13 protein-coding genes are annotated in these 14,186 nt (G+C 63.3%); 11 read left to right on the top strand and 2 right to left on the bottom strand.

The window, feature by feature from the left end; all coding sequences use genetic code 11:
* The coding region (locus tag ACFWB0_RS18035; RefSeq protein ID WP_378491832.1) for an ISL3 family transposase at nt 1-1,052 on the top strand (1,052 nt) is incomplete at its 5' end.
* 332 nt (nt 1,053-1,384) lie between these two features.
* Here the strand turns inward: ACFWB0_RS18035 and ACFWB0_RS18030 are convergent.
* Nucleotides 1,385-1,582, bottom strand: coding sequence for a ferredoxin (locus tag ACFWB0_RS18030; RefSeq protein WP_378491831.1), 198 nt, complete (start codon nt 1,580-1,582; stop codon nt 1,385-1,387).
* A gap of 144 nt (nt 1,583-1,726) precedes the next feature.
* Between ACFWB0_RS18030 and ACFWB0_RS18025 the strand changes: the two genes are divergently transcribed.
* The 8 genes from ACFWB0_RS18025 to ACFWB0_RS17990 all read left to right on the top strand — a co-directional run bounded on the left by ACFWB0_RS18025 (nt 1,727) and on the right by ACFWB0_RS17990 (nt 11,393).
* The gene (locus ACFWB0_RS18025) at nt 1,727-2,443 is read left to right on the top strand and encodes a TetR/AcrR family transcriptional regulator (RefSeq protein WP_378491830.1); all 717 of its coding nucleotides are present in this window, start codon (nt 1,727-1,729) and stop codon (nt 2,441-2,443) included.
* Nucleotides 2,444-2,586: 143 nt separating this feature from the next.
* Nucleotides 2,587-3,723 (top strand): cytochrome P450, encoded by a 1,137-nt coding sequence (locus tag ACFWB0_RS18020; protein ID WP_378491829.1) that lies wholly within the window; start codon nt 2,587-2,589, stop codon nt 3,721-3,723.
* 560 nt (nt 3,724-4,283) lie between these two features.
* A complete protein-coding gene (locus ACFWB0_RS18015; RefSeq protein WP_378491828.1) occupies nt 4,284-6,626 on the top strand; it encodes a xanthine dehydrogenase family protein molybdopterin-binding subunit in 2,343 nt (780 codons plus the stop codon).
* Nucleotides 6,623-7,498, top strand: coding sequence for an FAD binding domain-containing protein (locus tag ACFWB0_RS18010; RefSeq protein ID WP_378491827.1), 876 nt, complete (start codon nt 6,623-6,625; stop codon nt 7,496-7,498). Before ACFWB0_RS18015 ends, ACFWB0_RS18010 begins: the two co-directional genes overlap by 4 nt.
* The gene (locus ACFWB0_RS18005; RefSeq protein WP_378491826.1) at nt 7,491-7,961 is read left to right on the top strand and encodes a (2Fe-2S)-binding protein; all 471 of its coding nucleotides are present in this window, start codon (nt 7,491-7,493) and stop codon (nt 7,959-7,961) included. Before ACFWB0_RS18010 ends, ACFWB0_RS18005 begins: the two co-directional genes overlap by 8 nt.
* 30 nt (nt 7,962-7,991) lie before the next feature.
* Nucleotides 7,992-8,684, top strand: coding sequence for an SRPBCC family protein (locus tag ACFWB0_RS18000; protein WP_378491825.1), 693 nt, complete (start codon nt 7,992-7,994; stop codon nt 8,682-8,684).
* 93 nt (nt 8,685-8,777) lie between these two features.
* Nucleotides 8,778-9,614: a mycofactocin-coupled SDR family oxidoreductase gene (locus ACFWB0_RS17995; RefSeq protein ID WP_378491824.1), complete on the top strand. Its 837-nt coding sequence runs from the start codon at nt 8,778-8,780 to the stop codon at nt 9,612-9,614.
* Nucleotides 9,615-9,962: 348 nt separating this feature from the next.
* Nucleotides 9,963-11,393, top strand: coding sequence for an ABC transporter substrate-binding protein (locus ACFWB0_RS17990; RefSeq protein ID WP_378491823.1), 1,431 nt, complete (start codon nt 9,963-9,965; stop codon nt 11,391-11,393).
* 111 nt (nt 11,394-11,504) lie between these two features.
* On the opposite strand, the gene ACFWB0_RS17985 is transcribed toward ACFWB0_RS17990, so the two are convergent.
* Nucleotides 11,505-12,080 (bottom strand): TetR/AcrR family transcriptional regulator, encoded by a 576-nt coding sequence (locus ACFWB0_RS17985; protein WP_378491822.1) that lies wholly within the window; start codon nt 12,078-12,080, stop codon nt 11,505-11,507.
* 91 nt (nt 12,081-12,171) lie between these two features.
* Between ACFWB0_RS17985 and ACFWB0_RS17980 the strand changes: the two genes are divergently transcribed.
* Together ACFWB0_RS17980 and ACFWB0_RS17975 are read left to right on the top strand one after the other, a co-directional pair.
* Nucleotides 12,172-12,756, top strand: a complete 585-nt coding sequence (locus ACFWB0_RS17980) for an NADPH-dependent FMN reductase (protein ID WP_378491821.1) — start codon at nt 12,172-12,174, stop codon at nt 12,754-12,756.
* Nucleotides 12,753-14,177, top strand: a complete 1,425-nt coding sequence (locus ACFWB0_RS17975; protein WP_378491820.1) for a DHA2 family efflux MFS transporter permease subunit — start codon at nt 12,753-12,755, stop codon at nt 14,175-14,177. Before ACFWB0_RS17980 ends, ACFWB0_RS17975 begins: the two co-directional genes overlap by 4 nt.
* Nucleotides 14,178-14,186: the final 9 nt, after the last annotated feature.

Genomic DNA, 14,186 nt, shown 5'->3' with positions numbered 1-14,186 from the left:
AGTCGATACCGCAGATCCCGCCCCGAGCCCGGATCACCGGGCGCGCCAAGACAGAGATGGCGTTGGCCGTCCTCGACGACGACCGCTCCGTCAAGGCCGTCGCGGCCGCGTACGGCTGCTCGTGGAACACGTGCCACACGGCGGTGGTGGTGACCGCCGATCCGATCCTCGAGGTCGAACCCGAGAAAGTCGTCGTCCTCGGCATCGACGAGACCCGCCGCGGCAAAGCCAAGTGGGAGACCTGCCCCGACACCGGGGAACGCTCGTGGGTGGACCGGTGGGACACCGGACTGGTCGACATCTCCGGCGGTCAGGGTCTGTTGGCGCAGGTCAACGGGCGCACCTCCGCGGTGGTGATCGACTGGTTCGACGCCCGGGACGAGACGTGGAAGGCTCAGATCACCCACGTCGCGATCGATATGTCGATGGTCTACGCGAAGGCGATGCGCGAGGCGCTGCCGCACGCGCAGCTGATCGTGGACCGGTTCCACCTGGTCAAGAAGGCCAACGAGATGGTCGACACGGTCCGGCGCCGGGTCACCCAGGCCGAGCGTGGCCGGCGTGGCCGCAAGAGCGACGTCGAGTGGATCAATCGTCGCCGGTTGCTGCGGGCTTCTGAGCGCCTCACCGACGAGCAGCGGGCCGCGTTGTTCGAGAAGCTGACCGCAGCCGACCCCGCCGGGGACATCGCCGCGGCATGGATCGCGAAGGAACTGCTTCGGGATGTGTTGGCGTGCACTGATCGTGGCGGTCTTCGTTACGAGATCCGAGACGCATTGCATCGCTTCTACGCGTTCTGCGCAGCGTGCTCGGTCCCGGAAATCGGGAAGCTGGCCGCGACGATCTCCACTTGGCAGGAGCCGATGATCCTCGCGATCACCACCGGCCTGTCGAATGCGCGTAGCGAGGGCTTCAATCGGATCGTCAAGCACGTCGGCCGGATCGCATTCGGATTCAGGACGCCGGAGAATCAACGCCGGCGGGTACGGTGGGCCTGCACCCGCCAAGCGCGGCGGGCGTCATCCAGGGCCAGGCAGCTACGCCCCTGCTAACTCGGAAGAGCCGCTTTTCCTGGACATGATCGGGGAGGTCGCACACGCCATCGCGGTGATCGTGGCACGGTTCAACAGCAAGCTCACCGCGGTGGAGACGAACCCACAGGGGAGCATGCGCATCGGTACGGGACAAAGCGGAGCCCTTCGCTCATGCGCCCCGGCCGCTACCCCGAGTGGGGACGAGCCGGGGCCGCAGTTGCTCCACTGCATCCCGGGCCCGTCTACCGCTCTCACTCATGTGCAGATACTGACATCTGTGTCCGACACATCGCCCTCGTAACGTCCCACAGCGGAGGCCGGTCGCCCCGCACCGACGATCACGACACGTTTCACGATTCGACGAGATGAATTGCGGAAGCGGGACAGGAGGCTGCCGACTCCCTGACCGAGCTGTCCAGTTCCGGTGCGGGACTCTCGGTCGCCAGCATCACCACACCGTCGTCGTCACGCTGGTCGAACACTTCCGGCGTGTGCAGTACGCACATCCCGGAGCCGATGCACTTCTGAGTATCAACGCTCACCTTCATGGGAGATCTCCTTGTCGTCGTTCGCATGCGGCGCACATTCATCGACGAAAACCATTGGCAGACATGCGCCTGTCGAGTACGGTACAACACATCTCAGATACGTATCTGAGATATTTTCGGAGGCGGCGGAATGCGAGGAGCGTCGTGGGAGACAAAATGATGACCATGTCCAAGAACTCGTCCGTCTCCTCCCCTCAACCCGTTTCACGAAAGGAACAGGGCGAGGCCACCCGACAACTACTACTCACCACCGCAGAACAGCTGATTGCCGAACAAGGCATGGCCCAGGTTTCGATGCGGCACATCGTCGAAGCAGCTGGAATAGGCAACAATTCTGCGCTGAAATACCACATCGGCAACCGCGTAGACCTGGTGCGCGCGATCATCCGTCGACATGGTGAGCCGATCGCCGCCCGCACCCGCGAATTGAGCGAACAGGTGCGCGACTCCGACGACCCCCGCGACCACGTAGCGAGCTTCATCCGGCCGCATATCGAACACCTGGCCGAACTCGGAAATCCCAGCTGGCAGGCACGCTTCATCGCTCAGGTGGACGTCGATCCCGTCCTCCGTGACGAGATTCTGACCGGCACGCTGGTGCAAGTCCCCCGGTACGACACATGGTCCGGTGTGCCGGAGCTTCCACCTGCCGAGGAAGCCCTGCGGAGCCGGGCACTACGGATGGTCGTCCTGCACACCTGCGCCGCCGAGGAACGTCTCGCCGCGAGCACAGGCGTGCCTGCCGATTGGCCCATGATCGGGGAGGCGCTCATCGACGCAGTCACAGGAATGCTCACCGCCCCCCGTCACCCCCGAAACGCTCATTCCGAACCCACAGCCAACGAAGGGAACAGCCCGTGAAAGCTACCGAGACGACCGCCCCGATCGGATCGTTGACCGGCCGACGACCTCTACCCCCCGAAATATCCGAAAGGACCGGGTGCCCCTTCGATCCGCCCGCCGCACGGTTCCGATTGCAAGAGGAACAGGGCCCGGTCGCAAAGTTGCCACTGCTCAATGGCTCACACGTCTGGTTCGTCACCGGTTACGAAGAAGTCCGCAAGGCCATCTCGGACACCCGCCTCAGCTCCGATGTGGTTCGCAACACCAGCGCCATGTCCCTGACCTCCGAACAGGTGACGGCCGGCGGCTGCCCCGCCCGGCCGGACATGGAGCGCACCGACGGCATGTTCATCTTCATGGATCCCCCGGAACACTCGCGGCTACGCAAGGTGCTCACCAGTCAGTTCACCGTGCGTCGCATGCGTGCCCTGGATCAGCGAGTGCACGAGATCACCGACGAACTCATCACCGCCATGCAGGACGCCGGCACGACCGCCGACCTCGTGGAAGGTTTCGCGTTGGCTCTACCGTCACTGGTGATCTGCGAGCTCCTCGGCGTGCCGTATGAAGACCGGGCAGAGTTCCAGGAACGGAGCGCGATCACCCTCAACATCAACAACACTCCGGAACAGCAGCGCGACGCCGGGCTCGCACTGTGGGAGTTCATGCGCAATCTGGTCGTCGCCAAACGCGCCGAGCCCGGTGACGACATGCTCTCGGGCCTGATCAGCGGCGAACTGGCCGCCGATCCACCGCTGACCGACGCCGAGTTGATCGATATCGGCGTGACGATTCTCGGTGCAGGCCACGAGACAACCGCCAATATGCTTGCGCTGAGCGTCTTTGCACTGCTGGAGCACCCGAAGCAGCTCGCTGCGCTCCAGGACGATCCGACCCTCATCGACGCAGCCATCGAAGAACTGATGCGGTACCTGTCGGTGTCGCATACCGGCCCGACTCGCATCGCGTTGGAGGACATCACCCTTGGTGGGGTTGAGATTCCGGCCGGCGACACTGTCGTGATCTCGTTGCCCACCGCCAACCGGGATGAAGAGCGCTGGCCGGACTCCGACCAGTTGGATGTCACCCGCCCGCGCGACACCGGGCACATGGCCTTCGGCTACGGCATCCACCAGTGCCTGGGTCAGCAGCTCGCCCGTGTAGAGCTGCGCGTAGGACTCGTCGAACTGTTCAAGCGCCTGCCGGCTCTCCGACTCACCGTTCCAGCCGCAGAAATCCCACTACGGACCGACATGGTGGTCTTCGGAGTTCATTCCCTGCCCGTCGCATGGGACTGACGCGCACCACCTCCTCTGCGAGGTAACTCCGCACGATGGATTCAGCGCCGCGCCAGCTGCGCCCTGCACGCACCCAGTGATCGGATCAGCGCTTCACGCTGCCCGAACCGGCACTGGGTGCGTGCCCTCACTGCGTCCGTGAGCAGCCACGACCTCCCGATGTCCGGCTTTGTCGTCACTCCACTCGCACAGTCCGTCACACACGTTCGCCAGCAATGCTTCTGGGCGTTCGTAGACAGAAGCGATTCCGTCATCAGATCAGTGATTGACACATCGTCATCCAGCCTCTAACTTGACCAGCAAGTATTGTTGACCCAGGCACAACGCGAGTCCCGCACAGCCCCGGTCGACTGCACTGCAGTGCACCTTCGAATGCCTTGTCAACGCTCGGAACGTCTTCACGCCCATGCAGTTCGCCGCCCTCAGATTCGAGTCCGCGCCTACGCAGGACCGCAGCAGGGGTCGAAATCTGCAAGTATCGAAAGGAGTCAGGTGGTCACCAACAGCGTTCGACGTCCGACTATGCCTGAGCCGGGAACCACACAGTTGCGAGCAGCCCGATGACTACTACCGAAAAGGACACGGGCAACTCGGTCGGCACGCGTGTTCCACGGATCGAAGACGCTCGTTTACTCACCGGCTCAGGCACTTTCGTTGAAGACATCGTTCGACCCGGCATGCTACATGCGTGTTTCGTACGCAGCCCCCATGCTCGCGCACGAATTCTCGAAATCGACACCTCGGATGCGCTCGCGGTCGATGGCGTCACCGCGATATACCTCGCTGCAGACCTGAATTCCGGCGTCCACGAGTTCAGGTACACAGCAGAGCGTGTCGCCGATCGTCTGATCCGTGTACCACTCGCGGAGGACGAGGTCCGGTTCGTCGGAGATCCGGTCGCACTCATCATCGCCACCGATCGCTATGTGGCGGAGGATGCGGCCGAGCGGGTCCTCATCGAATACGAGCCGCTGACTCCGGTGGTCGATTACGAAACGGCCTATGAGAACCCCGAACTCGTGCACTCGTATGCGCCGTGCAATCTGGCGGGTGAACTCTCCGGTAGACCCTTGTCGGAGTTCGAGCCCCTCTTCGACAGTGCCGCGCATGTCGTCGAGCAGACAGTGCACCAGCAGGCCCACATGCCCATGCCGATGGAAACCCGAGGAGTGGTCGCGGAATGGTCAGCAGCAGCGGGCGACATGACGATCTGGACGTCCACTCAGGCACCACATGAAGTTCGATTGGTATGCGCACGCGTCCTCGGAATCGATGAGCACCACGTGCGAGTGATCGTCCGGGACACAGGGGGCGGATTCGGGCAGAAGGTGGTACCGCAGCGCGAGGAAATCTGCATCATGCTGGCCGCCATAAAGGCCGGGGCCACACTCAAGTGGATCGAAGATCGGCAAGAGCATCTGATGTCTGCGGGGATGGCCCGCCAAGAGCATGGGACAGGGCGCTTCGCGTTCGACGCCGACGGAACGCTCCTTGCCGCCGACCTCGAGTATGTGCAGAACGTGGGCGCCTACCCGGTCACACCTCCGATGACCGCAGGCGGGGTTGTCGGCATGCTGTTCCCGGGACCGTACCGGGTTCCTGCCGCCACCTTCAGAACGAAACTGTTGTATTCCAACACAGTTGGGCGTACTGCCTATCGCGGGCCCTGGCAGTTCGAATCGATGGCGCGTGAGGTAGCGCTGGACACCGCGGCACGGCGCCTCGACATCGACCCGGTCGAACTCCGCAGACGTAACCTGCTGCGAGTCGACGAACTGCCCGTTTCGAACCCCAACGGTATGCCCTACTCGGACGTCACACCGCGCGAGACATTCGAGCAGGCACTCGAGATCCTCGACTACCCCGCATTTCGCCGCGAACAGCACCTCGCCCGCCTGGAGGGTCGCTACATCGGTGTGGGCACATGCACATACCTCGAACCCACCACGGGCGCGACGGCATTCCACGCCACCGAGGGCGCCACCATTCGCATCGAGCCGTCCGGCAAGGTCAACGTCTACGTTGCCGGCGGATCCTGCGGAAACAGCTTGGAGACCACCGTGGTCCAGCTGACCGCCGACGCGCTCGGGGTCGAGATCGGGCACGTCAACACAGTCCAGGGCGACACCGCGATCACACCCTTCGGCGCCGGAACCGGCGGTAGCCGATCCGCCTCGATGACCGCCGGCGCCGTGGCTCAGGCCGCGGCGGTCCTTCGTCAACGGATCCTCGCACTCGCCGCGCACACGTTCGAAGTCGACACCGACGATGTCGAGTTCTCGCGCGGTCGGGCCACCGTTCGCGGTGTGCCGAACCGGGAGTTGAGTCTGGCCGAGATTGCCGACATCGCATACTTCCAAGCCCAGACACTCCCGCCGGGCCTTACCTTCGGCCTGGAGGTAAGCGAACGATACCGGGCAGAGAGCCCACTGATCTGGGCCAACGCGACCCACGTGTGCACATGCGAGGTCGACATCGAGACCGGTGAGGTAACACTGTTGCGTTACATAGTGAGTGATGATTGCGGTCCCATGATCAACCCGAACGTGGTCGAAGGACAGATCTACGGCGGCACGGTACAGGGCATCGGTGGAGCTCTCTACGAGCATCTGGCCTACGACGACACCGGGAACCCGATCACGACGACGTTCATGGACTATCTCGTCCCGACGGCCAACGAGGCTCCCGTGATCGAGCTGGGACACATCGAAACCCCGGGCCCCGGCCCGGGCGGTTACAAGGGTGTCGGTGAGGGTGGAGCGATCGGATCTGCTCCGGCGGTGGTCAACGCCGTCGTCGATGCTCTTGCGCCGTTCGGGGTCGAAGTAGATCATCTGCCGTTGAGCCCGTCCCGGATCATCGACATGCTCGATGCCGCTCGCACCCAGGCGGTGGACAAGTGAAACCGTCGTCATTCGAATACCACCGGCCCACGACACCTGAGGAAGCAGCCGAACTCCTCACGAGGTTCGGAGACGACGCGAAAGTCATCGCGGGCGGACAGAGTCTGATGCCGATGCTCAACCTTCGACTGGCCGCTTTCGAGCATCTCATCGATATTGCGCGTCTCACCGAGCTGAGCGGTATCACGCAGGATTCGGGTTCGGTCAGCGTGGGCGCCACCACGAATCAGGCGACGATCGGCAGGTCGGCTACCATCCGCAGGGCCGTGCCGTTGCTCTCCAAGGCCACACCACTCATCGGACATTTTCCGATCCGCACTCGCGGCACCATCGGTGGTTCTGTTGCCCACGCGGACGCCGCTGCGGAGTACCCGGCGGTGGCGTTGACTCTCGACGCCGAGCTCGAGGCGCTCTCCGCCTCCGGCCGCCGCACCATACAGGCTGCAGAGTTCTTCACCGGCATATGGAGTACAGCGCTGCGTGACGACGAGATTCTCACAAGGATCACCTTTCCCGTATGGGAAGGCCGAATCGGGCATGCGATCGCCGAATTCTCCCGTCGCAAGGGCGACTTCGCTATGGCAGGTGCGTGCGTGGCCGTGAAGGTCGATGAGAATGCGCGAGTAGAGAAGTGCAATATAGGACTCTTCGGACTGGGGCCTGTGCCGATGCGAGCGACCGCAACAGAACGCTCCTTGGTGGGATGTTCGATCGACGCACTGGAGGTGCGCGAGATCGGGCACGCCGCGGTATCCGATTTGAGGTCTGTTCCTGCCGATCTGCACGGATCCGCCGCATATCGCACACGAGTCGGAGCAACGATGGTGGCGCGCGCCCTGACGAGCGCCCTCGAGGAGGCAATCGATGACTGACATCGAGATCACGGTCGAGGTCAACGGCACAGTGAGACGCTCGTCCATCGCGCCGAGACTCACGCTGGCAGACTTCTTACGCGTCGACTGCGGGCTGACCGGCACCCACGTGGGGTGTGAACACGGAGTTTGCGGCGCGTGCACGGTCATGATGGACGGTGAGGCCGTACGCGCATGTCTCGTGTTCGCAGTGCAAGCCGACGGTACCCGGATCACCACCATCGAGGGCATCGCCTCGCCCGACGGCACGCTGGCACCGATCCAGGAAGCCTTCCGCGAGCACCACGGCCTGCAATGTGGCTTCTGTACACCGGGTTTCATTCTCACGGCGACGGCACTGCTGCAGGAGAACCCCACACCGACAGACGAAGAGATCCGAGACGGCATCTCCGGAAGCATCTGCCGCTGCACCGGCTATCAAGGGATAGTGGCCGCCATCCGTGCCGCATCGACAACCACCTGAACCATTGGTTCGACCAATACAAGGATCTGCATGAAACTGGAGAACACCTTCTGCATCGCCGTCCCCGTCGACGAGTCCTGGCGGGTACTACTCGATATCGAACGTGTCGCGCCCTGCGTTCCGGGAGCTACCATCACGTCCCACGACGGCGACAAGTATTCCGGCAACATCAAGGTCAAAGTGGGCCCGATCGCCTTGAAGTACGCCGGCATCATCGAACTACGGTCGACGGATGAGGCCGCAAAGGTGGTGGTCTTCGAAGGTAGCGGTCGAGAGGCCCGAGGCAATGGCACGGCGAGCGCGGTCATCACGTGTCGTCTGTCCGAGTCGGGCGAACGTACCGATGTTGTCGTCGAGACCGAACTCGATATCACCGGCAAGCCAGCACAATTCGGACGTGGAGCTCTCGCAGAAGTCTCCAACAAGCTCATCGAGCAGTTCGCCGCCAACCTCGCAGAACAGATCCTTGTGTCTGCAGGAACTTCGAACGTGGATGCCTCGGAGAGCGCAGGTCCGCGGCCATCGGACAGCACGGAGCCGGCGGACGTGGAAGCAGGCAACGACAGCTCTACGCGCATCGCCGGCCGCACTGCTCCTGCACCGCCGATAGACCTCCTGAGTATCGGAGGACGGAGCCGTGCCATTCCAGTGATCATCTCGGCGGCGGCGGTCGCACTGATGGTCCCGCTCTTGATTCGGTGGCGACACCGTACTTCTGCCTGAATCTCGGATTCTCGCGTTGATCGGCCGGATGCGCCCATCCGACCGGAACGAGCGACTCAGCGGAGCCGCTCATGAACAGAAATGAGGCACAACATGTCAGGAAAACTCGAAGGAAAAGTAGCCTTCATCACCGGTGCGGGCCGCGGCCAAGGACGAAGCCACGCCGTCCGTATGGCCGAAGAAGGCGCGGACATCATCGCAGTAGATGTCTGTAAACAACTCGACGGCGTCAAGATCGCGATGTCGACACCCGACGACCTCGCCGAAACCGCAGCCCAGGTCGAGGCGCTGGGCCGCCGCATTCATGCCGTCGAAGCGGACGTGCGCGATGAAGATGTCATAACCGAGACCGTTCGGGAGGGCGTCGCCAAGTTCGGTCGCCTCGATATCGTCGTGGCCAATGCAGGGTTGGCCAGCGAAGGCGCGACCCTCGACGAAATGACCCAGAAGGCATGGCGCGACATGATCGACGTCAACCTGACCGGCGTATGGACCACCACGAAGGCCGCCACTCCCCATATCGTGGCCGGCGGCCGAGGAGGATCGATCATCCTGACCAGCTCCGTCGGCGGCTTACGCGGCGCGCGGCATATCGGTCACTACATCGCGGCCAAGCACGGCGTCATCGGCCTGATGCGCACACTGGCGTTGGAACTGGGCGACAAGCGCATTCGCGTGAACACGTTGTGCCCCACCAATGTGGGCACACCGATGCTCCTCAATGACGCAACCTACCGACTTTTCCTACCCGACCTGCCGAACCCGACGAAGGAGGACTTCGCCAAGGTCGCTCAGACGGGCCAGATCCTGCCGACACCGTGGGTCGAGCCAGAGGACATCAGCGCGGCGGCACTGTTTCTCGCGTCCGATGATGCTCGCTTCATCACCGGCGTCGCCCTGCCCATCGACGCTGGATCGTTGCTCAGGTAGGGACCGATAGAGCAGGGGTACTCCGAACGCGTCGACCCGTTTACCCCACGTCGCGTCGTGATCGGTCGCTGATGCTCCTGCATCGGCGACTGATCGTTCGGATCTCCGGCAGCACAGAGCACTCGATCAGCGCTCGGTTGAAAGCGACCGAGAACGTTCCGCCGTCCGCTTCACCCACATTTGTGCGTCAAGTCCGAGAGGTCGATCATGCGCCGAATCTCACCGTATCCGAAGCTCGTCTCAGCACTGTGCAGCAGTGCGTTGCTCCTTTTCGTAGCGGCCTGCGGAGGCAGCGCCCCGGACAGCGAATCCGGAGGTGAGGCGGGCAGTCCCGTAGCCGGCGGATCGATGACGATTCTGCAGGCTGCCGAACCCCCGTCCCTGGACCCGGCGTCGATGTCCAATGTCTTCGCGTTTCACCCGGCATTGGGTAATGCGCTGTACGGGACGTTGATGATCAACGACACCGAGACGTTCGAGATCGAGTACAAAATGGCCACCGACTTCTCGACCTCCGACGGAGGAATCACGTACAACCTGGCGCTCCGGCCCGGTCTGATGTTCACCGACGGCACCCCGCTGGACGCCGCAGCCGTCAAGTTCAATTGGGATCGCCTGCGCGACCCCACTCTCGGTTCGACCTCGACCAGGCAAGCAGTCCAGGTTGCCGACACCGAGGTCATCGATGCCACGAATCTGAAGGTCACGATGGTGGCACCGAACCCTCATTTCGCGGAATCACTCGTTGCCGGTGCGCTGAATTGGATCGCGTCACCGACCGCCCTACAGAAGGGGCGGCAAGCTTTCGACGAGAACCCGGTCGGTGCCGGACCATTCACTCTGGTCAGCTGGACCCGCCAAAGCGCCATCGAGCTGGAGAAGAACCCGGACTACTGGGACGCGCCCAGGCCCTATCTCGACCGCCTCACGATCAAGGGCGTTCACGACACCAATCAGCGCATCAACGCGATGACCACCGGCGCCGCAGACCTGTCGCTGGAGTCGACCATGGCCAACATCAACAAGGCTGGTGAGACCGGGCTCCAGACGGAAACCCTGCCCACCGGCGGCGGCCAGATGATAGGCATGAACGAACGTCGTGCCCCGTTCGACGATGTGCGCGCCCGCCGTGCCGTCAGATTGGCTTTGGATCTCGATGCCCTCAACACCATCGTGTACAACGACGAAGGTGAAGTCCCCGAGACCTTCTTTCCCGAAGAATCCCCCTTCTACAGCGACATGGCCTTCCAGGCGTCGGACCCGGACGAAGCACAACGACTGTTCGACGAACTGGCGGCGGAAGGAAAGCCTGTCCGGTTCTCCTTCGCTTCCTTCCCCACCACGGATTCCAGGGTTCTCGCCGAAGGTGTGCAGGCACAGCTGAGTACGTACGACAACGTCGAGGTGGAAGTCGACATGCTCGACGCTGCAACGGCCACCACGCGGCTCACTACCGGCGACTTCGACATGATCATCACCGCCACAATCGTCCAGGACCCTGATTTTGCGCTCTGGACCGCGCTGCATTCCCAATCGACCGGAAACTTCACAGGCACCAGCGATCCCGAGCTCGATGCCGCACTCGATGCCGGACGTGTCAGTGAATCGTTCGAGGACCGAAAGGCCGCCTACGACACCGTGCAGGAACGCCTGATCGAGGTGGTCCCGGGAATCTGGTACATCCGTGCAATTCCCTCGGTGATGTATGGCACGGACGTGCATGGCGTCGAGTTGTACACGCTCGGCTCCCCTTTACCCGAGGAGCTGTGGATCGACTGACAGTCATCAGAGGCGGGCGTATCGATCACGCTCGAGCAACGAAGGGCAGCGCAACCGATCGGCCACGATGACGGGCCGATCGGTTGCCGCGTTCCAGGGCAGGGCTTCCGATCAGCTGTAGTAGCCACGCAGGAAAACCCGCACCCCCGCGCGCACATGCTCTTCGGTCGAACGCCCCCCGCCTGAGGTATCCCGGCCGATCAATGCCATCAGATGGAAGGCGGCGAGCATCGGGTCGTCGAGGTTCAGCCTGTCCAGATTCGCAAGGCGATCGGCGAGGTGCCGGCGCACGCGTAGCGGCCCGGCTTCCCTCCATGCGTCCACAGCCGCGGGCGGAATGTGTTCGATGTCGGCCTGGATCTGCCGGACGAGAGCGAAGTGGGTGACGTACTTCTCGTCCCACACCAGGGCGACGCCCAGGTCGGTGAGGTCGTCCTCGAGGTCGGTGACCTTACGCAGGTAGTTGTCGATCACGGACATGTGCCCGGCCGCGACGCGATCGGAGCTTGCGGTGATGACGGTCTGGAAGAGCGTCGCCTTGTCGCCGAAATGGTTGTAGATCGTCCGCGTCGAGACGCCCGCTTCTTTGGCGATCACGTCGATGCCGGCCCGCGTGTAACCGTCGCGGGCGAACACCTCGAGCGCCCCGGTCAGAATCGCTTCTCGCTTGTCAGCACGTAACGCCATGGTCCACACCTTAGTGAGTAAAACAGCTATTGCACTTTTTACAGTGCTCGTTGTACTTTACGTGTGCACCCATCGACCCAGGAGATACCGCATGACACGGATAGCAATCATCGTCGGCAGCACCCGCCCCGGACGTCGCGCCGCAACCGTGGCGCAGTGGGTCCACGAGGTCGCCCAGCAACACCGGCCGGATGACACCTACGACGTCATAGACCTACGCGACTACGATCTGCCGCACCTCGACGAGCCCGCGCCCGCGATCTTCGGCACGTACGAGAAGGAGCACACACGACGGTGGGCCGCGACGATCGGGCCGTACGACGGATTCGTCTTCGTCGCACCGGAATACAACCACTCCTTCCCCGGTGCACTGAAGGACGCCATCGACTTCCTGTACGACGAATGGGCCGACAAGGCAGCAGGCTTCGTCACGTACGGAGTCCAAGCCGGCGGGGTCCGGGCAGCGGAACACCTTCGGCTCGTGCTGGCCGAGGTAAAAGTCGCGACCGTACGCACCCAGGTCGTGCTGTCGCTGCACCACGACTTCGACATCACCGACCCGCTGGAACCCGGGGCATTCACACCTGGGCAGCACCAGGAACCGGCCCTGACCGGCCTGATCGACGAGGTCTCCACCTGGTCGGGAGCACTGAAGTCGCTGCGAGTGCCCGCATGACCGCCGTCATCGGCCGGGCCGGGCAACGCGCGGCGGTTCGGCCGATGACCGTGACGCTGGTCGTCGTACTCAACATGCTCATGGTGGTACTCGACACCACGATCGTCCACATCGCGATCGGCACCCTCGCCCGCGAGTTCCACGCCACGATGACCGATATCCAGTGGGTGACCACGGGATACGTCCTCGGACTGGTGACCATCATCCCGATCACCGCCTGGGCGGTCGGACGCTTCGGCACCAAGCGGCTCTACCTCACCGCAATCATCCTGTTCGTGCTCGGCTCTGTCCTGTGTGCTTGCGCATGGGATGTGTGGTCGCTGGTTGTCTTTCGTGTATTGCAGGGACTCGGTGGCGGCATGTTGATGCCGGTCGGCATGACGATCGTGCTCCGTGCAGCGGGCGAAGGCGAAAACGGTCGGCTCATGAGCATGCTCGGCATCCCACCTCTCATCGGGCCACTGATCGGTCCGGTATTGGGCGGCATCCTCATCGACGCGGCATCGTGGCGTTGGATCTTCCTGATCAACGTCCCGGTCGGTCTCGTCGGCGCGCTCCTCGCCGCGCGCCTTCTCCCCACCGACCCGAACCGCACTCGACGCAGCCTCGACTGGGTCGGGCTTGTGTTGCTCTCATGCGGACTCACCGTGTTGGTCTTCGGACTCACCGGCGGAGGGATCATGTTCGCCGTACTCGGTGGCGTGCTCGGGGCCGGATTCGTCGTCCGGTCTCTCACGACCGACGAGCCGCTCATCGAACTCCGACTGTTCCGTCGTCGCAAGCTCGCCGCGTCGGCTCTCACCCTCACGTTCGCGGCAGCGGCGTACTTCGGGTCCATGGTCCTGCTGCCGCTCTACTATCAGATGGTTCGAGGAGAGGACGCACACACCACCGGACTGCTGAGCATTCCGCAGGTTGTCGCGACCGGCATCACGATGCAAGTGGCCACGCGCCTGGTCGATCGGATCCCACCCGGCCGGGTCGTCGCGCTGGGCACGATCATTGCCCCCACCGGGGTTCTGCTGTTCGTCGTCCTCGTCTCTGCCGACACCCCGTATTGGCAGCTCATGGCCGCTATGTCGGTGATGGGCGTCGGAATCGGTATGACGCTCATGCCCGCGACTGCCGCGGGAACCCGCGGCCTCACCCACGACGAGATCCCATCCGCCAGCACCGGACTGATGATCATTCAGCAGGTCGCGGTCGCGTTGGGTACCGCGGTGTTCTCGGCTCGGCTCGCGCAGTCCGTCACCGAGCGAATCCCCCAGCTCGGGGATCTCGAGCAGGCATTCCTACTCCCCGCGTCGTCCCTTCCCCTCCTGGCGGATGCCTTCCGTTCCACTTACCTGTGGGTGGCCGTGATCTTCGCCGCTGCGCTTCTCCCCGCACTGTTTCTGCCACGCCGACGCATCGAGGTATGACATGCACCA

This window comes from Rhodococcus sp. NPDC060086 (assembly GCF_042730275.1).
Classification (GTDB): domain Bacteria; phylum Actinomycetota; class Actinomycetes; order Mycobacteriales; family Mycobacteriaceae; genus Rhodococcus.
This window is presented reverse-complemented; position numbering and strand designations above follow the sequence as displayed.